This window comes from Paenibacillus sp. FSL R5-0928, from assembly GCF_037970385.1.
In the GTDB taxonomy this organism is placed as follows: domain Bacteria; phylum Bacillota; class Bacilli; order Paenibacillales; family Paenibacillaceae; genus Paenibacillus_AQ; species Paenibacillus_AQ odorifer.
The window spans coordinates 1899661-1924810 of record NZ_CP150225.1; the positions used below are offsets into that span (position 1 = coordinate 1899661).

Annotated in this window: 18 protein-coding genes; 12 read left to right on the forward strand and 6 right to left on the reverse strand. The window is 44.5% G+C overall.

Annotated features, from left to right (window positions below; all coding sequences use genetic code 11):
• The first annotated feature begins 18 nt into the window (after positions 1-18).
• The 3 genes from MKZ16_RS08165 to MKZ16_RS08175 are packed head-to-tail and all read left to right on the forward strand — an operon-like array spanning position 19 to position 3040.
• Positions 19-1329 (forward strand): ABC transporter substrate-binding protein, encoded by a 1311-nt coding sequence (locus MKZ16_RS08165; protein ID WP_081384072.1) that lies wholly within the window; start codon positions 19-21, stop codon positions 1327-1329.
• 45 nt (positions 1330-1374) lie between these two features.
• Complete coding sequence (locus MKZ16_RS08170; RefSeq protein ID WP_076104920.1) at positions 1375-2439, forward strand: LacI family DNA-binding transcriptional regulator; 1065 nt, start codon at positions 1375-1377, stop codon at positions 2437-2439.
• Between the two features lie 40 nt (positions 2440-2479).
• Positions 2480-3040, forward strand: a complete 561-nt coding sequence (locus MKZ16_RS08175) for a GNAT family protein (RefSeq protein ID WP_036675574.1) — start codon at positions 2480-2482, stop codon at positions 3038-3040.
• Positions 3041-3102: 62 nt separating this feature from the next.
• Here MKZ16_RS08175 and MKZ16_RS08180 read toward each other — a convergent pair whose 3' ends face one another.
• The 4 genes from MKZ16_RS08180 to MKZ16_RS08195 all read right to left on the reverse strand — a co-directional run bounded on the left by MKZ16_RS08180 (position 3103) and on the right by MKZ16_RS08195 (position 7846).
• Positions 3103-4005: a manganese catalase family protein gene (locus tag MKZ16_RS08180; RefSeq protein ID WP_036675571.1), complete on the reverse strand. Its 903-nt coding sequence runs from the start codon at positions 4003-4005 to the stop codon at positions 3103-3105.
• A gap of 482 nt (positions 4006-4487) precedes the next feature.
• The gene (locus MKZ16_RS08185) at positions 4488-5660 is read right to left on the reverse strand and encodes a glycosidase (protein ID WP_076104921.1); all 1173 of its coding nucleotides are present in this window, start codon (positions 5658-5660) and stop codon (positions 4488-4490) included.
• A complete protein-coding gene (locus tag MKZ16_RS08190; RefSeq protein WP_076104922.1) occupies positions 5660-6874 on the reverse strand; it encodes an AGE family epimerase/isomerase in 1215 nt (404 codons plus the stop codon). Before MKZ16_RS08190 ends, MKZ16_RS08185 begins: the two co-directional genes overlap by 1 nt.
• 21 nt (positions 6875-6895) lie before the next feature.
• On the reverse strand, positions 6896-7846 hold the full coding sequence (locus tag MKZ16_RS08195) for a 1,4-beta-xylanase (RefSeq protein ID WP_036675563.1): 951 nt from the start codon (positions 7844-7846) through the stop codon (positions 6896-6898).
• Between the two features lie 296 nt (positions 7847-8142).
• Here MKZ16_RS08195 and MKZ16_RS08200 point away from each other — a divergent pair, with 296 nt between their 5' ends.
• The 8 genes from MKZ16_RS08200 (at position 8143) to MKZ16_RS08235 (ending at position 20159) form a co-directional block, all read left to right on the forward strand.
• Positions 8143-8922: a response regulator gene (locus MKZ16_RS08200; RefSeq protein WP_076104923.1), complete on the forward strand. Its 780-nt coding sequence runs from the start codon at positions 8143-8145 to the stop codon at positions 8920-8922.
• A 319-nt stretch (positions 8923-9241) separates the two neighbouring features.
• Complete coding sequence (locus MKZ16_RS08205; protein WP_076104924.1) at positions 9242-10609, forward strand: extracellular solute-binding protein; 1368 nt, start codon at positions 9242-9244, stop codon at positions 10607-10609.
• Between the two features lie 128 nt (positions 10610-10737).
• On the forward strand, positions 10738-11619 hold the full coding sequence (locus MKZ16_RS08210) for a sugar ABC transporter permease (protein WP_036675555.1): 882 nt from the start codon (positions 10738-10740) through the stop codon (positions 11617-11619).
• Between the two features lie 3 nt (positions 11620-11622).
• Positions 11623-12456, forward strand: a complete 834-nt coding sequence (locus MKZ16_RS08215) for a carbohydrate ABC transporter permease (RefSeq protein ID WP_036675551.1) — start codon at positions 11623-11625, stop codon at positions 12454-12456.
• A 76-nt stretch (positions 12457-12532) separates the two neighbouring features.
• Positions 12533-13564, forward strand: coding sequence for a glycoside hydrolase family 130 protein (locus tag MKZ16_RS08220; RefSeq protein WP_036675546.1), 1032 nt, complete (start codon positions 12533-12535; stop codon positions 13562-13564).
• 1530 nt (positions 13565-15094) lie between these two features.
• Positions 15095-16057, forward strand: a complete 963-nt coding sequence (locus MKZ16_RS08225; RefSeq protein WP_143759047.1) for an alpha/beta fold hydrolase — start codon at positions 15095-15097, stop codon at positions 16055-16057.
• 47 nt (positions 16058-16104) lie between these two features.
• Positions 16105-18177: a methyl-accepting chemotaxis protein gene (locus MKZ16_RS08230; RefSeq protein ID WP_081384071.1), complete on the forward strand. Its 2073-nt coding sequence runs from the start codon at positions 16105-16107 to the stop codon at positions 18175-18177.
• Between the two features lie 164 nt (positions 18178-18341).
• Positions 18342-20159 (forward strand): penicillin-binding protein 2, encoded by a 1818-nt coding sequence (locus MKZ16_RS08235; RefSeq protein ID WP_036680960.1) that lies wholly within the window; start codon positions 18342-18344, stop codon positions 20157-20159.
• On the opposite strand, the gene MKZ16_RS08240 is transcribed toward MKZ16_RS08235, so the two are convergent.
• Complete coding sequence (locus MKZ16_RS08240; RefSeq protein WP_076104926.1) at positions 20117-21310, reverse strand: AI-2E family transporter; 1194 nt, start codon at positions 21308-21310, stop codon at positions 20117-20119. The two genes, MKZ16_RS08235 and MKZ16_RS08240, sit on opposite strands and share 43 nt — an antisense overlap.
• A 209-nt stretch (positions 21311-21519) precedes the next feature.
• On the opposite strand from MKZ16_RS08240, the gene MKZ16_RS08245 reads away from it, so the two are divergent.
• Complete coding sequence (locus MKZ16_RS08245; protein ID WP_038569525.1) at positions 21520-22920, forward strand: polysaccharide deacetylase family protein; 1401 nt, start codon at positions 21520-21522, stop codon at positions 22918-22920.
• Between the two features lie 177 nt (positions 22921-23097).
• On the opposite strand, the gene ilvD is transcribed toward MKZ16_RS08245, so the two are convergent.
• Positions 23098-24783 (reverse strand): dihydroxy-acid dehydratase, encoded by a 1686-nt coding sequence (gene ilvD / locus MKZ16_RS08250; RefSeq protein ID WP_036680967.1) that lies wholly within the window; start codon positions 24781-24783, stop codon positions 23098-23100.
• Positions 24784-25150 lie beyond the last annotated feature (367 nt).

Sequence of the window (25150 nt, forward strand, 5' to 3'; positions counted from 1 at the left end):
ATAAGAGGGGGCTGTCCGTTGAAGGGGTTGAAATTAGAATGGACTATGCGAACCATACTGTTACTTCTCTTGGTGTTATTGAGTAGTAGCTGTGCCAATAACAATAAGCAGGCGCAATCCACTCCGCCTCCAGTTGGAGACGAGGTGATGTCTGACTTGTCCGGCACCATAGTCATGATGACCAATCGAATAGATCTGATTGAGAACGGAACTTTTCAAGGATACGCGGACCAGTTTAAACAGAGATACCCCGAAGCCAATGTGGAATTTGAAGGTTTGTCCAATTATGCAACGGATATTCTGGTACGGCTGTCCACGAAAGATGCCGGTGATGTACTGCTGCTTCCGGTGAATCTTCCGGCAAAGGAGCTGGATTATTTTTTCGAACCGCTGGATGAAGAAACCGCTGCTAGTGAGCGTTTCACTTCTTTTGCTACGTATAACGGGAAACGTTATGGGCTGTCCACTGGGACTACTACGGTTGGGATTGTCTATAATAAAAGGGCATTCGAAAAAGCAGGGATAACTACTGTTCCGAAGACACTGGATGAATTCTACGAAGCGAGTGCGAAATTAAAACAAGCGGGTATTATCCCCCTATATATGAATTATGGGGCCGTCTGGCCTTTACGTGAATGGGGGAACAGTCTGGTTAACTATATGACAGGCAATCCAGAGTATCTAAATAATATGGTAAATGAGGATAGCCCATGGCAGCTTGATAATGAGTGGGGGAAATCAATTTCCATTGCTCGAACCTTAATTGGTAAAGGCTACGTAGAAGATGAACTATTCTCGAACAATTGGGAGATATCAAAGACTAGGCTAGCTAAAGGTCAAGCAGGAATGTATTTACTGGGGAATTGGACGATTGGACAAGTCCTTGATGTGGGGGCTGACCCGGATGATATAGGATTCTTCCCGTTTCCTTATGATAATGGCAGCACTCATTATGCACCGATCAATCCAGATTGGTTCATGGGGGTTAGTAAATACACCAAGAACAAAGAGCTTGCTATGGCGTGGTTGAATTTTTTTGTAAAGGAGACTTCCTATCGGGATGACTGGGGATTCCTTCCGGCTGATGGAAGCTTGAATTCCTCTATGTCGCAGTACCGTGAGTTTTTATCTTATAAGCCTAAGCTACTTGATGCTACCGTACAAAGTGATGCGTTCATCGATCTGGCGAATAGAGCCAAGCTGTCCTTTTGGTCCGGGGATTACATTCAGGAGTTACTGGCTGCGCCTGATTTACAAAAGGCTTTTGACGAATTGAATGCAAAATGGAAGGAAGCGCGGGCAGGAACATCAGAAACTTCTCAGCCTTAAAGTTAGTACTACATAAATTTGATGACATTCTCTGGAGGGTTATATATGGCTAAAAAGGTCACTATGCAAAAAATCGCTGATCATCTCGGCGTATCCAAATTCGTTGTTTCCAAGTCACTTTCGGGTAAAGGCGGCGTTAATGAGACGACAAGAGAACGAGTGATTCAAGCGGCATCGCAGCTGGGTTATTTTACGCAAAAAAATGCTTTTGTCCAAGGCATAAAACGCACCCCTCCGGTAGGTGGCGGTGATCGGAATAAGCAATCCGTGCTGGTGTTAATGCCGAATATTCGTTCTCAGACGCAGGATTCCTTGTATTGGGGCAAAATTGTGGATGGTATTGCTATTGCGCTGGATCAGGAAGGGCTTGGGATGGTCATTATCTCTGAGAATCGTGCGGATAATTTCGTCAATATTTTGAATCCAAATGGAATCCTTGGCTTAGTAGGTGTGGGACAAATCTCTACTTCCTTACTGCTTGAGGTGCATCGTATTGGTCTGCCGATGGTGTTGATTGACCATGAAGATCCGCTAATTCCAAGTGATACCGTGTTTGCGAATAATGTGGATTCCATGGCTCGACTTACGAATCATTTGATGGGAACAGGCCATACCCAAATGCATTTTATCGGCAATATTGGATTCTCACGCAGTTTCCGCGACCGGTGGATTGGCTTCCGGAGTGCGCTGGAGGAGAGCGGAATAAGACTGCCTTTGGAAGATGATGCGAATCTTTTTCTGGAAGGGGTGGAGGAAGACTTATTTCAGGAGGATTTTAAAAGCTGGGTGAATAAGCGTAAAAAAGCCAAAACACTCCCGACAGCCTTGGTCTGCGCTAACGACTCCACAGCCCTTTCGGTCAGTGACATTCTTAAGGAAGAAGGGTTTAGTATTCCGGAGGATATCTCAGTTACAGGCTTTGATAATATTGAGGATGCCTTAAGAGGAGTTCCACCGCTTACAACTGTTCATGTTCCTAAAGAAGCGATGGGCCGAGCCGCAGTGGAGAAACTTCTGAGCCGTATTCATAATCCTTCTGCGCCGCTTGAGAAAATTCTTATCGCAGCGGACATTGTTCATCGTGATTCTGTGGATAAGCCGCGAGACTAGAACTATGTTGTGATTTGCTTGAGTAAGGGGGAGTTTAGCTATGACAGAACCAGTTGTCATGCCAAGGATTGAAGGCGAACAGATTCAACTACGAGGTGTACAAGTATCCGATTTGGAGGCTTATTATAATTTTTTGCTTGATGTTGAGATGGGGCAATTAACAGGATCACAAGGAGATTTCTCCCGTGAGCAAACAGCAGCTTGGATTCGTAAGATTAGTGTTCCAGCCGAGGATCGTGTAGATCTTATGATTATAGTAAAGGACACGGGTGAGCTCATTGGAGAAGTGGTACTAAATGAAATAGATCCGGACAATCGTAGTGCAAATATCCGAATCGGCATTTGTGGACATGAACATCGGGGTAAGGGTTACGGTACTGAAGCTATGACTCAAATGCTACGATATGGCTTTGAAACTTTGAAGCTGCACCGCATCCATCTCGGCGTATATACTTTTAACCCCAGAGCCGTTCATGTCTATGAGAAGCTTGGTTTTCAACGCGATGGTGTGGAGCGGGATGCTCTTTATGTAGACGGAGAGTTTCATAACATGATTCTGATGTCCATGCTTGAGGAGGAGTTCCGCAGTTTGTACAATTAAAAAAAGTGAATCTATGGTAAGGAAGATTGTAAGTAACTTCCTCACCAGATTCACTATGAATATTAGTCTGTAATATTTCCAGCCATTTTGAGGCGTTTGGCAATTTCTTTAAAGTCTTCGGGGGAGATTCCTGGAGCGAATTCCTCTTCGACTGCCGGAGCAACGGGGATCGGAAAACCTTTAGGGGCTCCCTGAATGACTTCAAGCGGAAGATTATCCTCCGGGTGGGTTCCCTTCCAAATCTGATCGATGGCGCCGAAGTCACTTTCACTCCAGGTGTATAGCTTGGTGTGCACGCCTTTTTCTTCATATTTTTTTGCTTCACTGAATGATTTATTATTTAACGAAGGAATCGGCACGAGCTTAGTTACATTAACACCTGTTGCCACTTCGATTGCTTTGGCATAAGCGACCACGTGGACACCACCACGGACTAAAAGGAATCCGACTACAGCGCGTGCAGCTGGATGGTCTGTCATTTCGTAGACCTTCATTTTATGTGTTCTGGCTCCGCATTCGAGGAAGAAGTTATGTAGCAGATCTTCCACTAGGTTGCCGCTATTAAATACGTTTGCTCCGGTCCACGGGTTCCCCGTTGAATCAAAAGGCATAGCCCCTTGTGCACCAGCCAGAAAGTGATAGGATAGACGCGCATCTTTTGCGGACCCTAGAGGGGTGGAATCGGGCTCTTTATAACTTGTTGACCCTCGAAGACATTTGTTGATGGCATGCGAAACCAGCTCGACGTGGCCAAGCTCTTCCGCTGTTATGCTCATCACCAAATCATAAAAGGGCTTCAGTTTGTCTTTTGAACGGAAATTAAAGGATTGAAAGAGGTAATTGTTAAGGGTCGACATTTCTCCGAACTTTCCGCCAAGCAATTCCTGAACAGCGGCAGCAGCATTGGGATCGGGCTTCTCAACTTCAGGAATCTCGATCATGATTTCATCCATACGTTTGAACATTAATATCTCAGCCTCCTTGAGGTTAGGGGTTACTGAGCTATTTTGAGCTTAATCTATAGGAATTACTCATGAATGGGTTGAAAAGTATGGATGTGCGTCATGTAAATGGCTTTTTGTGTCGAAAAGGCAAACTGCAAATACTATCAAATACGCAATCAAATACGCATAGTAACCCGCTAACGGATACAGCTGACCCTATATGCAGTATTATCCGATATTTGCAATACTAACGGACTCCAGAGCAACTATCGTCCTAGAAAACGCCCCAAATGGACCTCTTTTCAGGGAATAGCGTCGTTGGAGTCCGAAAACATACTTTAAAGGCTAAATATATGTGAATAGCGTCATCTGAGTCCTTAAGATACTTTAGATGATTGATATTCGCTTGAAGCAAACAGTGAATGATTAAAACGCAGAGCAGCGATCCTCCAATAATAGGAGAATCGCTGCTCTGTTGATTTCTAGGGTTTATGAAACCTTGTTTACAATGCTAAATTACGGTCAATAAGAGCAATACGTTGCTGTACACAAGCATAAGAGCGAAGTGGATCCTCTGGAGTGTTCAGCACATAATCTAACATTTGGTCAACGGTAGTTGTAGCCACGTGGATACGAGTGTCGGAGGAAGCGTAGTAAATATAGATTTCACCTTTATCACGTGCAATCACGCCATTACAGAACACGACATTGGAGACATCGCCGACACGTTCTTCACCATCTGGTGCGATGAAATGACCGCCAGGTGAATGAGTGACTTTGTTTGGCTCATCCAGATCAGACAAGAAAGCATATAGTACGTATCGGAGTCCAGCAGCTGTGTTGCGTACACCATGAGCAATATGCAGCCAGCCTTTTGCAGTTTTGATTGGAGCCGGACCTTGGCCGTTTTTAACTTCCTTGATGGTATGGTAGTGGCGTTCATCCATGATGGTCTCACTAGTAATTACGGCATCTTCAATTGTATCCGAGAGTCCCCAGCCAATACCGCCACCGGAACCTGCATCGATAAAGCCATCTTGTGGGCGAGTGTAGAAAGCGTATTTTCCATCTACAAATTCAGGGTGGAGCACGACATTACGCTGCTGAGCAGAGCCTGTTTTGAGATCCGCCAGACGTTCCCAGGTTTTCAGATCTTTGGTGCGAACAATACCACACTGTGCTACTGCGCTAGAAAGGTCACCATGTGGAGCTTCTGGATCTTTGCGTTCTGTACAGAAGAGGCCGTAGATCCAGCCATCTTCATGGCTTACGAGGCGCATGTCGTAGACGTTGATATCAGGAACTTCTGTCTCAGGCAGCACAACTGGATGATCCCAGAAGCGGAAGCCGTCTACGCCATTGTCGCTTTCTGCTACAGCGAAAAAAGATTTGCGGTCATTGCCTTCAACGCGAGCAACAAGATAGAATTTGCCGTTCAGTGCTATAGCACCCGGGTTGAAGACGCCGTTGACGCCAATTCTTTCGGCAAAATAAGGGTTGGTGTCTGGGTTAAAATCATAACGCCAGATTAAGGGCGCATGCTCAGCAGTTAGCAGTGGATGAGCATAACGGTCATAAATGCCGTTTCCATAAGGAAGCTTTTCGTTCTTGCGGGCGATCAGGGCTTCATAACGTTCTGTTAATTGTTGTTTGCGTTCTTGGAATAATGATGACATTAGACAGTCTCCTTTATAGTTGATTTCAGTCGTGCGATCATTTCGAAGCAGGCTCTGCTGTTATGATAAGGACATTTCCAGGCGCTAACCTTTGATCCGTGAGGCAGGGGCTGAAGGTTCTCGTCCACGCCCCAGTACCATTCACCGAGCTTGTGATCCACCATGTATTTATCGATAAAAGTCCAGGAGGCTTGGGCAGCCTCATTAAATTTGCTGTCACCAGTCAGCTGATAAGCATTATAGAATCCAACAACCGCCTCAGCTTGCGGCCACCAATCTTTATCTTTGCTCAGGAGCCCGCTTGGGTCAGCTTCATTCCATATCCCACCATCGCTATCTATACCTTCCGCAAGAACGGCTTCTGCCATGGAGACAGCGACTGTTCGCACACGCTGCAGCAGCAGCTCTTCTCCAAGGGTTTCAGCAGCTTCCACCAGCAGCCAGCTTCCTTCGATGTCATGTCCGTAGGAGATAATATCTGATTTCACATTCCATGCCTCATCTAAGAAAAGATGAAAATGCTGGCCTTTCTGATCAATGATATGATCCAGCATCGTTTCGATTAGCTCGGTTAGCGTGCTCTTTAGCTCCTCCGACTTCCATACTCGATAGAGACCGGTATACGCTTCCAGAACATGCAGATGGGTATTCATAGATTTTTTTTCATTCATATCCTTGCTGCTGAGACTGAGGTTATCAGTGATTTGCCATTCCCGTGATAAAGCTTCGACATAACCTTTATAAATAGAATCATAGCCGTATTTCTCAACTAGCTGGAATAATTGAATCGCATCCTCTAAGACTTCTGGACGTCCGGTCGCATGGTAGAATTCAGCCAGTGAGTAGATAGCAAAGGATTGGCCATAGATCTGCTTTTTCTCTTGAGAAGGTCTGCCCTCAGCATCCACCATCCAGTATAATCCGCCATACTCTTTATCAATGAAGTGTTCCATCAGATAGGTATAAGCACGTTCTGCCATCGCCAGATATTCCGGTTTACCGTAGATCCGGTAAGCGCTCGCAAAGGACCAAAGGATCCGGGCATTAAGCACAAGGCTTTTCTCTGCGTTAGGAGTAATGTTCAGCTGATTGTCGATTTCACCTACAAAACCGCCGTTTACTTCGTCCTTCGTCTGTTTCATCCAAAAACTAAGAATATTATCCTGCAGCTCATCCTCAAGTTGGGTCAACCATAATTCTGGTGAATTAATCATTGTAATCAGTCACTCCTCACATTATTTGGTGATTTTTGAGGTGAAATATTTGTTGATGATCCCAGCGGCTTGCTTACCGTACATACAGTAATCATCATTCTGTGCTGCTTCTTCAATTGGATAAAGATGAGTAGGCCAATCCCAGAGCATAAAGCCCTGAACCCAATCTCTGTGCTCACAGCCTTGAAACATAGCCTGATAGAATTTACTTTGTTCTTCTTGACTTGGTTCGCCCTTTAAGGTCCAATCATTGGGAATCGCAGCGCTCCCGCTCCGGCTTGGGCAACCCGCTTCCATGAAAAAGAACGGCTTATTCTGTGAGCTCACCACTTGCTCAATCCGGTCGAGCTGAGCCTCCCAATCACTAGCTGGATAATACCCACTTGAAGAAATCACATCGAGCGCATCCCACCAGGTTACGTTATCCTCCTGATACTTATCGCAATTATAAGTAAGAATACCTGAGTAGACCTTCCGCACCTCGGCAATAAGCGAACGCCATTCGGCTTCGCGTCTATCCGTCTGTACAAGCTCACAGCCAATACAGAACATTTCACAGCCTGTTTCCTCAGCGATAGCGGCATAGTGCAGAATAAATTTAGTATAAGAGCTGAACCACTCAGACCATTTAGGCTCGCAAGGGACATCCTTATCGAAAAAGTTAATATGGGCACGCCAAGTTCCGTCAGCACAATTAACAATCGGCTTCAGACATACTTTTAGCTGCAGTGACTTCGCTTTGCTGATAGCCCATTTCACTTCTTCGTCGCTAACGGTTGGAGCCTCCCAGTAGGGAATTTCCGTAGAATGAGCGGTAGCTTGAAGCGCACTGAGCGCAATGGCCGTCCAGTTCGCTCCGGTGACAGAGGACATTAATTCCAGCGAACACTCAGCTTCTTTTGTTGTCCATGAACCACGTCTACCTGAGAAACCCCAGGTTACGCCTGCAATATATTCGTTGTTTAACATCATCGAGGATCCTCACTTTACAAATGGAAATAGATAAATTAGCAAACTTAATTTTGTTAGATAGTTATTATTGTTTTGTTAGTTTATAATAACAACTTAATTTAGTTATATACTTTTTCGTAGATGATTTCAAGGACAATTTGTAGTTGGAGCTGGGAAATTTGAATAACTTTAGTTATAGTAAATATAAGACTATAAAAGGGCGCAATCGTACATTGACGTAATGCATGGGGAGATACTATTCGTGATGATAGCGCAATCATAATAACTGGCGGATACAACTGGAGGGAATTACTTAAATGATAAATGTTATGATTGCGGACGACGAGGAAGTCATTCGCAGGGGGCTCGAAAAAATCACATCCAGAATGGAAATAGACGTACATGTAATTGGATCTTACGGAAACGGGTTGGAAGCCTGGGAACATTTAGAAAAGTTATCCCGAGAGGATATAGATCTGCTTATTACAGATATCAAAATGCCTAGAATGGATGGTTTTAAGCTGATTGAACAGGTTAGAGACCATATGGAGGATATACCTATTGCTGTCCTTAGCGGTTTTAGTGAATTTGAATATGCCCGTCGAGCGATCCGCCATGGGGTGATGGATTATTTGCTTAAACCGATTGATAAGACTCAGCTATATGAGCTGCTTAAGAGAGTAGAGGATGTAAAGAAAAAGAACGTGACGGAGCATGAGGAGATTTTCTCACAAGCTGCGGATGGTGGGGAACATTATGTAGTTGAGCAGACAAAAAGCATTCTGGAGAGAGAGTATGATCAGAACTTCGAGCTAGAACGCCTAGCGGAGATGGTGGGCATGAATGCGAGTTATCTTAGCCGTTTGTTCAAATTAAAGACGGAGCAGACGATCACAGACTATCTGATTCGGATTAGAATTTCTAAAGCTAAGGAACTGCTAATGGAGCATCCTGACCTGAAGAATTATGAAATTGCCGAGAAGGTGGGTTATAGCGATCCGGTATATTTTAATAAATTGTTTAAGAAAATGTGTGGTATGACACCTAAGGATTATAAAAGCGGCTGTAAATTCCCGAAAATTGAACGAGAGTTTTAGGCATATATAGGAAGCTATTTATTAGGAGGGCGAAAAGCTCTCTTTTTTTGTAGATATTTTTATAAATTAGATAACAAAATTATTATAAGTAAAACAAAAATAACAAATATAAGACCAGAAAAAGCAATTGAAACCATCGTTTTGCGTCGAAAATAGATTTATAATGGGTTTGTAAGCGATATCATCACTTGTTTTCAAGAGTAATTCAGATAATCCGGTATTAATGACTACTCTTTCAAGTTATGAGTGATGATAAAAGTTATTATATTTGTTATTTACCTAAAACTAGAGTTGAATTGAAGAGAGGGGTCGTAACAGCATGAAAAAAGGCAAAACAATGATGGGCTTGATGGCACTAACACTTGTGGCGGGATTGTTTAGCGGTTGTTCCTCAAACAACAACACTAACAATGAAGCTGCTAAAAACACAGGAAACAATGGTTCTTCAGCAGAGGCAACTGCTCCAGCCGATGGTACAACAGCCAAGGATATCAAAGGGGATATCACAGTCATAACGCAAAGAACAGATATTGTTGATACCGTATTCAAAGAGTATGCGGCTAAATTCAATGAGAAATATCCTGATGTAAAGGTGAACTTTGAAGCGCTCGCTACTTACGAAGACCAAATTAAAATTCGTATGAGCACTAGTGATTATGGCGACGTTCTTTTGTTACCTACTAGCATAGCTGTAAAAGATATTCCTGATTTCTTCGAACCCCTTGGCAAGCTTGAAGAAATGAGCAAACAATACACAGGGCTGGAAGAACGTGCAGTTGACGGAGTTGCCTATGGTATTCCGATGACCATCAACTTTAATGGCATTATCTATAACAAACAAGTCTTCAAAGATGCCGGAATTACAGAGGTTCCCAAAACCCCTGAACAATTCTTGACTGCTCTGCAGACTATTAAAGACAAAACACAAGCTGTTCCTCTTTACACAAATTACGCAGCAGGCTGGACACTGACACAATGGGAAGCGGATCTGGCTACAGTAGCTGGTGACCGTGATTATGTGAACATTGCTCAAGTGGCTAGCGACGACAACTATGTAGCGGGTCAACCACACTATGAATTGTACAAAATTCTGTACGATGCAGCACAAAAAGGTTTGATTGAAGAAGATCCAACTACAACAGACTGGGAATCTTCCAAAGCTGATCTAGCCAACGGAAAAATTGGGACTATGGTGCTTGGATCTTGGGCGATTGGCCAAATCAAAGGCCTGGCTACAAATCCAGACGATGTTGGATTTATGCCTTTCCCAACCAATGCGGATAAAATCCTTGTGCCGCTTGCTGGTGACTACAATCTGGGTGTCAGCATTCACAGTAAGAACAAAGAAGCTGCTAGAGCTTGGGTGGATTGGTTCATCAACGAATCTAATTACCCTACAACTGAAGGCGGCGGTATGAGCCCGGCTATCGGTGCAGAGCTTCCGGAAATCCTGAAACAATATGAAGGTACAGATGTAACCTTTGATACTCTTGCTCCTGCTAAAGCTGGTGAAGAAGGCTGGTCTGATGAAATCGACAAACAAGCTGAGATCGGTGCTTGGCAGCCAGACTTCAAGAAACGGATTATTGAAGCAGCGATTGGCAACAGAAAAGAATCCTATGATGACATCATGAAAGACCTGAACGACAAGTGGAAAGCCGCTCGCGCTAAAGTCACAGCACAGTAACAACTATAAGCTTCTTAGATGCTATAGGCGGTAGTGAATGTGGGAGGGGATATGCTAACAAGCATTTCCCCCTTCACATTTAAACGAGTCTTAAATAATTAAGGATGCTTTTTCTGGAGGTGTATCGGGTGTTTAAGTTTTCAAATTTGAGCTATAAAAATCAAAGAATCGCTATCATCATCTTATTCTCATTAGTGCCGATATTATTGCTGCTCACATTCGCTTATTATCCAGTCATCAGTATGTTTCGGTACAGCTTCACCAGTTGGAATGGATTGAGCAAAAATATGGAATATGTCGGTTTAGAAAACTACAAGACCATTTTTACAAAACCTGAGTATTTTTCTGTGTTTAAGGTCAGCTTGTATTATTTCTTTACCACTTTTATTCAGATGGCACTTGCTTTGTATTTTGCAACCATCTTAAGCTTTAGTGTTCGCATGAAAAACTTGTTTAAAGGGATTTTGTTCTTCCCGACCTTGCTAAACGGTGTAGCGATCGGTTTTATCTTTCTCTTCTTCTTCAAACCAGATGGAACGCTAGATACGATTCTTAATCTGATTGGGCTTGGCAGTCTGCAGCAGAAGTGGCTACTGAATCCTAATTTGATTAACTTCTCGCTCGCAGGTGCATCACTGTGGAGATACATGGGAATGAACTTCCTGATTTTCCTTGGAGCTATTTCTTCTATCGGTAAGGATATCTATGAGGCCGCTGAAATTGACGGTGCAAACAGATGGCATCAGTTTATGCATATTATTTTGCCAAGCATTAAACGTATTCTGCAATTGAACTTGATTCTTGCGGTTAGTGGCGCCATTGGGGTATTCGAAATTCCATACGTCATGACAGGCGGATCAAACGGAAGTAGTACATTCGTTATTCAGACGGTCGATGTAGCTTTCAAATACAGCAAGGTTGGTTTGGCATCGGCGATGGCCGTGGTATTGCTGGGTATTGTTATCATAGTTACTATTTTGCAGCGCGTTCTGATCAAGGAGGAGAAATAAACTATGCATTCTGTAAAATATACCACTGCTAGTATATTCAAATATCTCACCTTGATTTTGGGAGCACTTGTAGCTTTGATACCTATCGTGGTCGTGTTTTTCGCTTCATTAAAGACCGGAACGGAATATGCTTCTACCGGACCGTTAACGCTGCCAGAGAATTGGTTGAATTTCTCCAACTACACAAAGGCTTTTGTAGACGGGAAAATGCTGCTCGGTTTTAAAAATACTGTCATTATCGTTGTGATTTCTATTGCGGGTGCCACGTTGACGGGTTCGATGATGGCTTATATTTTATCGCGCTTCAAATTTAAAGGCAGTAAGATCCTAATTAGTATGTTCCTGATTGCTACCCTGATTCCAGGCGTAACTACACAAGTGGCTACTTTCCAAATCATCAATCACTTGGGATTATTTAATACCAGATGGGCGCCAATCGTTATGTACTTGGGCACGGATATTATCGCTGTTTATATCTTCATGCAGTTTTTGGATTCGATCTCCGAGTCACTGGATGAATCCGCGATGCTGGACGGAGCTTCGTATTGGACGATTTATTGGAGAATTATTTTGCCATTGTTGAAGCCGGCGATTGTAACTGTAGTGATCGTGAAGGGTGTTAATATTTATAACGATTTTTACACCCCTTTCCTTTATATGCCGAAAACAGATCTGCAAACGATCTCCACAGCACTCTTTAAGTTTAAAGGTCCATATGGATCGCAGTGGGAAGTAATATGTGCGGCGATTATGATCGCAATTATACCTACATTGGTTGTGTTTACCGCCTTGCAAAAATATATCTACAATGGTTTTTCGCAAGGTTCTGTAAAGTGAGCTCAACAGTAAATTTAATAACAGTACTAGATAAAATAGCATACTGAAAAGTTGCATACATTTGGAGGGAAAACTAATGAGTGAAGTAAAATTGGTTGGAGCAAGTGCAATTAACATCCCGAACATGCCTTGGCAAGAAAAGCCTGCTGGCTACGAGAATCCGATTTGGAGACATAATGATAACCCGGTTATCAAAAGAAATCCTGCAAAAGGTGTAGCCCGTATTTTCAATAGTGCGGTTGCTGCGTATGAAGGCAGTTTTATTGGTGTATTTCGTGTAGAAGATAACACGACTCGTCCGCATCTGCGTATGGGACATAGTGTGGATGGTTTGGATTGGAAAATCGATGATGAGCCGATCCGATTTATAGATGAAGAAGGTAATCCTTATCAGCCGCGTTATGCTTACGATCCACGTCTGGTGAAGGTTGAAGATACATTTTATATTATCTGGTGTACAGATTTCTACGGCGCAGCTATTGGTGTAGCTAAAACACAAGATTTCAAAACATTTATCAGCTTGGAAAACCCATTCCTGCCATTCAACCGGAACGGCGTACTGTTCCCTAGAAAAATCAACAATAACTTCGTGATGTTGTCCCGTCCAAGTGACAGTGGCCATACGCCATTTGGTGATGTGTTCCTTAGTGAGAGCCCTGACTTCGTATATTGGGGAAAACACCGCCATGTAATGACCAAGGGTGGTCAAGGCTGGTGGCAAAGTGTCAAAATTGGTGGCGGACCAGCGCCGATTGAAACTACTGAAGGCTGGTTGATGTTCTACCATGGCGTAACTGGAACCTGCAACGGTCTTGTGTATAGCATGGGGGCGGTTATTTTGGATATCAATGAGCCCTCAAAAGTAAAATATCGCTCGAAAAACTTTGTATTAACGCCAGAAGAATGGTATGAGGAAAGAGGTTTTGTGAATAACGTCCTGTTCCCATGTGCCACACTGCATGATGCAGAAACCGGCCGTATCGCCATTTATTATGGCGCTGCTGATACTTATGTAGGCGTTGCTTATACAACGGTTAATGAAATCGTCAACTATGTCATCGAAACTCATGAAGAGGTTGGCGATGATGCAGGTTTAGGCAAAATCTAGTTGGACTTAATAACCTATATTTGCAGAGAGCTTGCTTGTCCGGAGAATTGCGTAGCGTAGAGTTCGAAAGAAGTGTTGGGATTGGTGTTGTTAAGTGTGCTCAGTGCGGAGGTTGCCATGTGCGGCCTCCGTTCTGTTGCAGAATGTGCAACAGAACAACTCAATATTGCTTGTAATAGATAAGTAGCAGGTGAGGGGGAATTCGTCTCTGTTGGCGGCTTTGTCAGTCTGTTGCTTAGTTACTCTGTGGCTTGGTTACTCCATGGCTTTGCTACTCAATGGCTCTAACGTAAATAGTTGCACTCTGTGCACTTAAACTAACATTTCTTTGGTTACTAGGTGATATAGTTGCACTTTGTGCAACTGTATCAGCCAAGTAACCTTCAAAAGCTCCTTTTAATGTTTTTTAGTTGTACAAAGTGCAACTAAAAGGGGAAAAAGACATATTCCGCTGTAATAGCTGCACAAAGTGCAACTCTATGGCTCTGACGTAAATAGTTGCACTTTGTGCACTTAAACTAACATTTCTTTGGTTACTAGGCGATATAATTGCACTTCGTGCAACTATATCAGCCAAGTAACCTCCAAAAGCTCCTTTTGCCGTTTTTTAGCTGTACAAAGTGCAACTAAGAGAGAAAACACACATATTCAGCTGTAATAGCTGCACAAAGTGCAACTATCCAGCCAGAAGCTGTTACTGTGCCGATTATAAAGAAGTTAATAGCCAAGGTGGAAATGTGGGTGTTGTGGAGGTAAGAGGAAGATAGCGGATAAGTGGAATGTGAGTGGTTGTAGAGGTAATAAGAAGGTAGTAGGTACGTGGAGTGTGATTAGTTGTGGAGGTAATAAGAAGATAGCGGATAAGTGGAATGTGAGTAGTTGTAGAGGTAATAAGAAGGTAGTTGGTACGTGGAATATGATTAGTTGTAGAAGTAATAAGAAGATAGCGGATAAGTGGAATGTGAGGGGTTGTAGAGGTAAAAAGAAGGTTATAGGCACGTAGAATATGATTAGTTGTGAAGGTAATAGGCAAGCAGCGAGTGAGTGGTGAATGTGGATCTGTTGGTGATTCTGCTACTCTGTTGCTTAGTTACTCTAGGACTTCGACGTAAATAGTTGCACTCTGTGCACTTAAACTAACATTTCTTTGGTTACTAGGCGATATAATTGCACTTCGTGCAACTATATCAGCCAAGTAACCTCCAAAAGCTCCTTTTACTGTTTTTTAGTTGTACAAAGTGCAACTAAGAGGAAAACACACATATTCAGCTGAAATATAGCTGCACAAAGTGCAACTATCCAGCCTCGGAGCTGCAATTAAACTATTCAGTCGCAGAAAACGCAACTAACCCATCCCACTATCCCGTCCCACTATTCCATCGCAACTACCCCCTCGTAGATATCAATACATCAACGGAAAACCCATATTGGGTTTTCCGTTTCTATCTAGCATAGTAACTCCAATGATGCTTCGCGGTTACGAACAGCAAGTGAACAATATCGTTACATAACTTAAGGAGGATCATTATTTTGGGAAGCGACATGAATTTGTCACAGTTAAGGGAATATAACGGAAGTAGTCCAAAGCCGGGTGATTTCGAGCAGTTTTGGAAGCGGGCATTACGTGACCTGGATGCACAGCCGCTGGATTATGAGCTGGAGCCGGCGGAGTTTGTCAGTGAACTTGCGGAATGTTTTCATTTGTATTTTACCGGTGTTGGCGGTGCAAGAATCCATTGCAAATATGTAAGACCGAAGAAAAACGTACATAAAAGAGGCCCCGGTGTAGTGATGTTCCATGGGTACTCCTGTGACAGCGGGGATTGGATGGAGAAGGTGGCTTATGCTGCCCACGGGATTAGCGTCCTGGCGATGGATTGTCGCGGACAGGGCGGCCTCTCCGAAGATAATCTTACCGTAAAGGGCACCACGATACGTGGACATATCATTCGAGGGATTGATGATCCTAATCCAGATAACCTTTATTATCGCAATGTGTTTTTGGATACGGCACAGACTGCCCGAGTTCTGATGTCTATGGATGAAGTTGATCCTGAGCGTGTAGGTGCCTTTGGACTATCTCAAGGTGGAGCACTTACTGTCGCTTGTGCAGCATTAGAGCCTCGCTTAAAAATAGCCTTGCCTGTGTATCCCTTCCTTTCAGATTATAAACGTGCTTGGGAACTGGATATTACCACCTCAGCTTATGAGGAGATCAACTATTATTTCCGGTTTTTTGATCCCCATCATTTGCGTGAGGATGAGATTTTTAATAGGCTTGGCTATATCGATATTCAGAATCTTGCGGAAAGAATTCAGGCTAAAGTACTGTGGGTTACCGGGTTATCCGATACGATTTGTCCACCTTCAACTCAATTTGCCGCATACAATAAAATACTAGCGTCCAAAGAGCTTATGGTTTATTATGAGTACGGTCATGAGTATTTACCATATCTTGCCGATCGGGCGTTGGAATTGTTCATGACCTTGTAAGAGATAAGCCAGCAGGCATAACTGAAGACAACGGTGGTGAACAATTGATGAAGTCGCAAGCAAAAAAAGAAAAGGCGCATTTCCAGCTGCACCCTGCCAAATCGATTGGGGTGCGGCTTTTTCTCATCTTCTTCATCTCAACAATGGTGCTCGTTCTCTCACTTGGCTACATTTCCTATTCCGTAGCTGAGCAAACGATCGAGAATAACGCGCTGTCAGCCAATCAACAGACAGTCGTCCAAGCTGCAGAGAAGTTTGATGTTGAATTATTGCGTTATGAGGACGGCCTAGGAAGAATTCTTTACAACAATGAGATTCAGGATGCACTCAAACAAGGGAATAATTCCACTACAAGTAATGAGGAACGTAATTTGCAGTCTAACCAGATTAGCGCCGAGCTGAATGCCTGGCTGACCGCATCAAAGGGGGTAGAAGCTGTATACCTCATCCCGATGAATCAGGAAGTCCCCACTTCGTCAGCGGGATCAAAAGACAGCACTTTTATCAAGGGATTCAGAGAGTCCTCATGGTTCAAGCAGCTTGAGGAGCAACCGCAAACATTGTGGATTCCCCGAACAGAACAGGGGCAAGCCGGAAATACTTCGGGTATGTTTCATTTGGCACAATCGATAGCTGGGGATACACAAAGCCCGGGATACATAATTATCTGTGATATTAGAATTAGTGAATTAGAAAATCAGCTTCGTAAAGTTGATCTCGGACCCAGCTCTTACATGCAATTGCTGACGGATAAGGATGAATTGATCGCATCGTCCCAGCAAGTAGGAACAGATACTTATCTCAGTCTGGGAGGGACCCTTCTTCATGGTTTGGAGCATGAGGCGGGGTCATTGCCAACGAAGGATGAGAAAGGGAAATCCATACTAGCTGTGTATGGGACGATGGAAAGCTCCAGCTGGAGATTGCTTGGTGTTGTTCCGGCTGAGAATCTTACGAAAGACGCACTTCGTATTCTAAAAACTACATATATTATTGTTGCGGTGGCTGCTATTGTCGCCATTCTAATTGGTTACTGGATGTACAGAATGGTATCCAAGCCCTTGACCCGGCTTAAAGATTTAATGTCTAAGGGGGCAGATGGGAATCTTGGAGTACGCACGGAGATTACCTCACGAGATGAAATAGGTCAGTTATCGGGTTCCTTTAATAGGATGATGGAACGGATCACAGAACTGGTTATCCATACTAATGAAACGGCTCGAAAGGTAATGGAAACGGCCAATGAACTTAGTGGGGTATCGCGTAAGACAGCGATGGCCGCCAAAGAGATTGCCGCTGCAACAGAAGAAATTGCCGGAGGTTCAGGCAGCCTGGCTTTGGAGGCGGACCAGGGCAACGAGCTTACGGGGCAAATTTCGGTGCAAATGAACAAAGTGAACTCAGCTACGCATGAGATGGATCATACCGCACATAGTATCGGCGTGCTTAGTGAAGAAGGTTTTAATGAGTTAAAAGAGCTGCTTGGCAAAACCAATAAGACGGGCGATATGACGAATAAGCTCGTGTTGAAAGTGAATGAGCTGCAAGACACCACATCATCAGTGATGAAGGTGCTTGATGTTATGCAGAATATTACACAGCAGACGAATATTTTGTCTCTAAATGCAACGATAGAAGCGGCAAGGGCAGGGGAGTCCGGCCGGGGATTTATGGTAGTGGCCGATGAAATACGCCAGCTTGCAGATCAGTCCAAAGATTCCATTGCTGTGGTGGCTAATATAACAGACACCATTATGAAGGATATGAACGAGACCGTAGGTGTTCTCTCGGAAGTAGCCCCTCTTTTTAATCAGCAGGTGACTTCAGTGGAGAGCACTAGCGATATCTTCGTATCTGTACAGGATCAGATGCGTCATTTTATTACACGTTTGGAATCTGTTGCTTTATCGATGGATAGCTTGAGCCAATCCCAAAAGGTGCTGTCAAATTCCATGGGCAATATCAGCTCCATTGCAGAGGAATCATCAGCAGCTTCGCAAGAAGTGGCTTCGCTTAGCGGGGAGCAACAAAGTGTGAGTGATCATTTAGTGGAGCTGTCTGAGCAGCTTGAGCATGCGTCCCGGCAGTTGCAAGAAAAACTGTCCAAGTTTAATTTGTAACCTTGCATAACCTCAGTAATTATTTTCAATACAAAGACCAGTCTCCAATTATTTGGGACTGGTCTTTGTGCTATTCAAAAGGTTATAAAATAGCTAACTAAGCATGAGTGTAAATAATCCAGCGGGTGGGACATAATAAAGGCTATGAACGTCAGTCAGGAGGAATGGGATTGCACAATAATGTCCACAGACGCATACTCGGCGGACTGATTATTTTATGTTCAGTGGTAGCCGTGTTGGTCCTTAGGCTGGCGTGGATTCAACTGTTTATGAAGGAACAGACGGTCCCTGGAACGAAATATACACTTGCAAAGATGGCGGAAATTCAAAGCGAACGGGAGACTGTATTGGATACTGGGCGGGGGCGCCTGTATGACCGAAAGAGTGAACCCCTTGCCGGGGAAACCATTTGGACGGCTGCTTTTTTTCCTCAAGAGGCGAAGGCTAGGAATACCGTGACGAAGGTTGTATACGAAGAAGCTGAGTCCATGCACCGATTGGCAGCTATCCTTGGAGTGAGTTATGAGCAATTGCTAAACAAGCGCTCTTCCCTTAAAGAACCTCTGCTTTGGCCATCCTCAGTGGGAAAGGGACCGCTCGCACTTACATCCGCACAAGCAAAAGAAGTGAGTGCGCTGGGGATCGACGGAGTAGGCGTGCTTCCCTTTGCTCGCAGATATGATGGAAATTCAACTGGACGGCAGTGGCTTGGATATTTATCGGAAGCGGTCCCAAACACTGATGGGAAGGCATCGCCATCGGGGCTGAGAATTCCGATGACAGGAACGGACGGGTTAGAAAAGACCCTGGAGCCGTTGCTTCGAGGCGTCGGGCATACTGAGGCATACGCTCAGGTTGATGCGCACGGGCAACGTGTCCCGGGCAGTCCCATTCAAGTACGAGCCCCGGGCAATCCGTATTATCCGCTGTCTTTATATACAACGATTGATAAAAAGCTTCAGGAACAAATAGAGGAGTTAGCTGTCAAAGCTGGAATGGAGGAAGGAGCCGTGGTGGTGTTAGACACCGGAACGGGAGATATTGAAGCCATGGTATCTTTACCTTTTTACGACCCAGAGAAGATATCCCCTGAAGGGGGAGAGTGGAATAACCGGGCGCTGCAGGCTGCTGTACCTGGATCAATCTTCAAAATCGTCACAGCAGCAGCGGCACTAGAAGCCGGGGTCACCTCAGCGGATGAGCTCTTCTATTGTTCAGGGCAATATGAGAAATATGGATTATCTTGTCTAAAAGGAAAAGGACACGGCGCCCTCACGCTGGCGCAAGGGTTCGCCGTGTCCTGTAATACAGTATTTGCTGCGCTGGCAGAGCGCTTAAGTGGGGCGCAGCTTCAAGCGACAGCACTCGCGCTGGGGCTCGGAAGAGATATTAGCTGGCAAGCGGAGAATACGCTTGGTTTTCCAGTTCTTAAGCCACTATCCGGTGAGCAGAAGGGGACGATCTTCACTTCTTTGCTGCCGGATGATCCAGGCGCCAGAGTGCAGACGGCCATTGGGCAGCGAGATGTGCAAGTGACACCACTTCAGGCAGCCAACCTGGTAGTGACGTTACTGCATGGAGGGGAAGTGAGAGCGCCAAGAATTCTCCAGCGTGTGACCTTTGCAAATGGTCAAAAGCTAGAGGATCTGCCGGGTCATCTTTCCCCTTCAACTGCAGGGAGGATCTCAGAATCTACAGCCCGCCAGCTGCTGTCCTGGATGCGTAAAGTTGTTACGGATGGAACCGGCACAAGTCTGCAGAGTACGAAATGGCCGGTTGCCGGGAAATCAGGTACGGCACAAACCCTTGTTAAGGGTGTGCCGCGTAACAATCAATGGTTTATCGGCTATGGGCCGGTGGATCATCCCAGATATGCTGTGTCGGTAGCAGTTGAGAACGTTGCTCCGGACAGCTCTCATCTAGCCGTTAAGCTGTTCGGTCAGGTATTGGATTTATTATCATCGGTTCCCTCTGGAGCTTGAGGTTCAGGTGGTGGCGCAGAACTGGTATGATTGGAAGCTGGACCGTTAGCAGCAAAGGGCGAAACGATAAATTCCTCTTGCGGAAGATAGATCCAGCTCTGAAGATACCCTTGTTGAATCAGTTCTTTTATCAGAATAAGCAGAATCGGCGAAAGGATCAGACCAGCCATACCGAAAGCAGACGTGGACAGAATGACGAACGACAGCATAAGGAAAGCTGAGGATACGCCAATCGAATTCCCGGTAATCTTCGGCTCAAGCAATTGCCTAACAATTAGTACAATGGCAAGGAGGATAATTAATCCAATAGCCAGTGAAGTATTGCCCACGATGAACAAATAGATGATCCAAGGGACTAAAATTGTCGTCACGCCAAGAAGCGGCAAAACATCAAATACAGCGCAAACTAACGCCATTGTGATTTCGTTGCCGGTTCGCAGAATAAATAAGCCGACCAGAACTATGACAAAAGTAATGCTGATCAGAATAAGTTGTGCTTTTAAATAGGACCCGATGGCTTTAAAAACATTGCCTTGTAAAAAGGCAAAGGCGTTCTTAAAAGTTTTTGGCATTTTGTCATGCGCGATTTTACGCCAATCTTTGATCTCCATGCTAAGGAAAAATGCCAAAATGATGGCTATCCCGAAATTGGCCATGAAGGTGGAGAAGGAGCCAAGAATACCGGCCATATATTTTAGAAAAGTAATCAGCCATCCTGTTAGGACATCCGTGGCATCTTTAAAGTAGCCGTTGACCTTGTTCGTAATATCGGGTGGCAAGTTATCTATTTTTTGCTGCAGGTAGGTCGTGGTCTCCACAAAATGCTGCTGCACCACGTATGTATATTTAGGGAGGTTCTCTTGGAAGTGAAGGGCCTGGATCGTAATCAGTAGACCGGCACCAAATAATGTACCTAACAGCACAATCAGAAAGAGCAATACTGAGATGGCGGAGGCAAAAGGTTTACCAAGACCACGGCGGTTCAAGAAGCGGGCCAAGGGTTCGATAAGCAAAAATACAAAAAAAGACAGGAATACAGGTGCAGCTAACTGGTACAGTTTACTAAAGGAGAACATAATTAAATAAACCGTGAGGACAATTAATCCGATGTCAAAAAATGTGCGCCAATATTTTTTGTATAACGGCAGCATAGATATAAACAACTCCCTTTTTTTATAAGTGGATATGCCAGGTTGATTACATTGTACATGATTTTACTTTAAAAGCGTCTATTTCTTTGATACATGTGTTAAAATAGGGGGTAACGTTTTTTTTATTCTACTTCACTTGGCCGTTTCACAGGTTCTGCTTGCAGACATTAGGCGAGCCAAAGTCAACTCTGGAAAAGCGGGGAATTAATATGCAGACTTTGCTGCTCTGGTTATTTTACATCTCATCATTTTATGCTTTTATCCCTGGTATGATCAGCCGGATTTTTGGTTACCGTGTCTTTCGTAAAGGAACTGGGCGAAATGAATTCGCTCTGACCTTCGATGATGGACCTGATCCTCGATTTACACCATTACTGCTGGAATTACTGAAGAGGTATGATGCAAAAGCGACCTTTTTTGTAGTAGGCTCTAATGCTGAACGTTATCCTGATCTTATTCAGCGTATCCATGATGAGGGACATCTCATCGGGATTCATAATTATGTTCACAAGACGAACTGGCTCATGCGGCCAGCAACCGTCCGCCGGCAGATTCAACGTACGAATGATATTATTTATAATATTATTGGCGAACGCAGTACGTATTACCGTCCACCTTGGGGCATTGTCAATTTATTTGATATTTCCAAACGACGCCAAGTTGAAATTGTGCTTTGGTCGGCAATGTTTGGCGATTGGCGTGAGAAGCTCGGCGCCGAAAAACTTACTGAGAAGATGCTGGCCCGTCTAAATCCCGGGGAAGTGATGTTGTTGCATGATAGCGGCACAACGCTGGGTGCAGATGCGGATGCTCCAGGGAATATGCTTGTGGCTCTTGAGCAGACACTGGAGGAAGCCCGTAAACGGGGACTCCGCAGCATTCGGATTGACGAAATGATTAAGATGGCTGAGACGTCACCTATCCGGCGCTTATCTTTTGGTAAACGGGTGCTTGTAGGACTTTGGTTAGCTTGGGAACAGGTATTTCAAGCTCTTTTTCATCTCCAAACGATTACTCCGTCAGATCCTTTCCTGCATTATCGGATGCGGAAATATCAGGGCGAACCGGTTGAACTCGAGGGTGGAGCACTGCTCCGTAAAGGTGACAAAGTCATTGAGCTGCACATCGATAATAAACAGTTGTTCGAATTAGGAATTCATTCACGTTCTTCCGCTCAACTTGCGATTCGAATGATCCGCAGAATGGAAAAGGATCTGCCCATTCTTGCTGAGATCATTGCCAAAGATGTGGATCTTGCAGAAGCCAAAGCGCTTTACGGAGTCAGCATGATTAACCGGGGACCGGAGAAATTCGGCTTTACCGTACGTGATTTGCCGGATGGCTTATTCGCACGTTCCTCCAAATTTTACTTAAGGATCCTGTTAAGTGTGATTCATCCAGCAGGTGGGGCAAGGCTTAAAGAACGGAGCGAGGTCCTTGTGCCGAAGCTTATCCTGATGCCTGTCTCAGAGCTGCTCAAAAAGATGAATCAACAGCTGCCTCATCATCCGAAAACTGCAAAAAAACGCAAATCGCAACAGGAAGAATCGTTGTCACTTAATGATTCGGTTGCGGAAGTAGAAATGCCAGGTGCGACAGTAACAAATTGATTCATGATCTTATTGATAAATATTATACAGTGGACGTGTAAAGAGATGTTCTACAATCCAGCGATGGGTTGTGGAACATTTTTTTGTTGGGATAATTTAAAAAAAGAGCAGCCCGCCAGTAAAATACTAAGGTGGGACTGCTCTTGCTTGTTTTAATATTCTTTTCTGCTAAAGGGATTAGATCTTCAGCACAGCGCCGTTACTTGCGTTGGTAACCATTTTGGAGTAACGAGCCAGGTAACCAGTTTTAACTTTAGGTTCGAATTCTTTCCAACCTGTACGACGAACTGCTAATACTTCTTCTTCAACCAGCAATTCAATCTTCCGGTTGTTGAGATCCAGTTCAATGATATCTCCATCCTCAACAAAAGCGATCGGACCGCCTTCAGCTGCTTCTGGAGAGATATGACCGATACTGATTCCGCGGGAAGCCCCCGAGAAACGACCGTCTGTAATCAGACCGACCTTAGCACCCAGCCCCATACCCACGATTTGTGAAGTAGGCGCCAGCATTTCCGGCATTCCAGGTCCGCCCTTAGGACCTTCATAGCGGATAACGACTACATGGCCTTCTTTAACTTTACCGTTGGCGATACCTTCCAGTGCAGCTTCTTGGGAATCAAAGCAGATCGCAGGACCTTTATGATATCCGCCTACTGAAGCATCAACTGCACCAACCTTGATGATAGAACCCTCAGGAGCCAGGTTTCCGTAAAGTACGGCCAGACCGCCTCTTTCGGAGTAAGGGTTGTCGATAGTATGAATTACGGAAGTATCTTGGATCTCGTGTCCGATTACGTTCTCGGCTAATGTTTTGCCGGTAACGGTCATACATTCCCCGAACAGAGCACCTGGTTTCTTCAGCAGTTCATTCAATACAGCACTAACGCCGCCCGCACGGTCCACATCTTCGATAAAGATATCAGAAGCTGGAGCCAGCTTAGCCAGATATGGAACACGGTTTGCAACTTCGTTAATGCGTTCAAGCGGATAATCGATACCTGCTTCTTGAGCTAATGCAAGGGTGTGCAGCACTGTGTTAGTAGAACCACCCATTGCCATATCCAGTGCAAATGCGTTATCAAGTGATTCTTTAGTTACGATATCTCTTGGTTTAAGATCCAGCTTAATCAATTCCATCAGTTGTGTTGCGGATCTGCGAACAAATTCTCTACGCTCATCAGCAACAGCCAAAATTGTACCGTTACCTGGCAATGCCAGTCCAAGTGCTTCTGCAAGGCAGTTCATGGAGTTGGCAGTGAACATTCCGGAACAAGATCCACAGGTTGGACAACCGAATTGTTCTAATTCAAGCAACTCTGCATCGTTGATTTTGCCGACTTGGTGAGCACCAACGCCTTCAAATACCGAGGTCAGAGAGAGCTTGTTACCTTTACTATCTACGCCGGCTTTCATTGGGCCGCCGCTTACGAACATGGTTGGGATGTTAACACGCAGTGCGCCCATCATCATGCCCGGTGTAATTTTATCACAGTTAGGGATGCAGACCATGCCATCGAACCAATGCGCGGAAACTACGGTTTCCAAGGCGTCAGCGATGATCTCGCGGCTTGGCAGTGAATAACGCATGCCGATATGTCCCATAGCAATTCCGTCATCTACGCCGATCGTATTGAATTCAAAAGGAACGCCACCAGCTTCGCGAATCGCTTCCTTAACGATTTTACCGAACTCTTGCAAATGCACATGCCCTGGAACAATATCAATATAGGAATTGCAGACCGCAATAAACGGCTTTCCGAAATCTTCTTCTTTTACTCCGGCTGCTCTCAGGAGACTACGGTGTGGAGCACGGTCAAAGCCTTTTTTAATCATGTCTGAACGCATTTTCTTGGCTGCCATAATGACATTCCCCCCTAAATGAATTTCAATCAAATATAGTGTCGCATTAACGCAATGAACTCCAAAGACCTGCGTATATACGGTTTATAGAAAGAACGGGGACCTGCTTCCTCAATAAGAAAAGCGATGCCGTTTCTATAAAAAAAGCCGCTGTTTTGGTATAAACAGTTACCGCCTAAAATGAACGGAGAAGTCATTGTTATTAGTGAGTCTATCACAAAGAGCACGTTTTTTCTACCGGACAATGTGAAGTTTGTCGATTGACGCAAAGCGTGGGAAGTGGAGGAAAAGCTCATTTTCGAAAGGAAAGTGCTTTATTTGGAAAATGGATCAGGGTTCGGATGTATCTATTTACCACTCTAGACAA

What these genes read in the sequence shown, in the direction of transcription:
- MKZ16_RS08170 (WP_076104920.1), top strand. Translation starts at nt 1,375, where the DNA reads ATGGCTAAAAAGGTCACTATGCAAAAAATCGCTGATCATCTCGGCGTA.
- MKZ16_RS08175 (WP_036675574.1), top strand. Translation starts at nt 2,480, where the DNA reads ATGACAGAACCAGTTGTCATGCCAAGGATTGAAGGCGAACAGATTCAA.
- MKZ16_RS08180 (WP_036675571.1), bottom strand. Translation starts at nt 4,005, where the DNA reads ATGTTCAAACGTATGGATGAAATCATGATCGAGATTCCTGAAGTTGAG.
- MKZ16_RS08185 (WP_076104921.1), bottom strand. Translation starts at nt 5,660, where the DNA reads ATGTCATCATTATTCCAAGAACGCAAACAACAATTAACAGAACGTTAT.
- MKZ16_RS08190 (WP_076104922.1), bottom strand. Translation starts at nt 6,874, where the DNA reads ATGATTAATTCACCAGAATTATGGTTGACCCAACTTGAGGATGAGCTG.
- MKZ16_RS08195 (WP_036675563.1), bottom strand. Translation starts at nt 7,846, where the DNA reads ATGATGTTAAACAACGAATATATTGCAGGCGTAACCTGGGGTTTCTCA.
- MKZ16_RS08200 (WP_076104923.1), top strand. Translation starts at nt 8,143, where the DNA reads ATGATAAATGTTATGATTGCGGACGACGAGGAAGTCATTCGCAGGGGG.
- MKZ16_RS08205 (WP_076104924.1), top strand. Translation starts at nt 9,242, where the DNA reads ATGAAAAAAGGCAAAACAATGATGGGCTTGATGGCACTAACACTTGTG.
- MKZ16_RS08215 (WP_036675551.1), top strand. Translation starts at nt 11,623, where the DNA reads ATGCATTCTGTAAAATATACCACTGCTAGTATATTCAAATATCTCACC.
- MKZ16_RS08220 (WP_036675546.1), top strand. Translation starts at nt 12,533, where the DNA reads ATGAGTGAAGTAAAATTGGTTGGAGCAAGTGCAATTAACATCCCGAAC.
- MKZ16_RS08230 (WP_081384071.1), top strand. Translation starts at nt 16,105, where the DNA reads ATGAAGTCGCAAGCAAAAAAAGAAAAGGCGCATTTCCAGCTGCACCCT.
- MKZ16_RS08235 (WP_036680960.1), top strand. Translation starts at nt 18,342, where the DNA reads ATGGGATTGCACAATAATGTCCACAGACGCATACTCGGCGGACTGATT.
- MKZ16_RS08240 (WP_076104926.1), bottom strand. Translation starts at nt 21,310, where the DNA reads ATGCTGCCGTTATACAAAAAATATTGGCGCACATTTTTTGACATCGGA.
- MKZ16_RS08245 (WP_038569525.1), top strand. Translation starts at nt 21,520, where the DNA reads ATGCAGACTTTGCTGCTCTGGTTATTTTACATCTCATCATTTTATGCT.
- ilvD (WP_036680967.1), bottom strand. Translation starts at nt 24,783, where the DNA reads ATGGCAGCCAAGAAAATGCGTTCAGACATGATTAAAAAAGGCTTTGAC.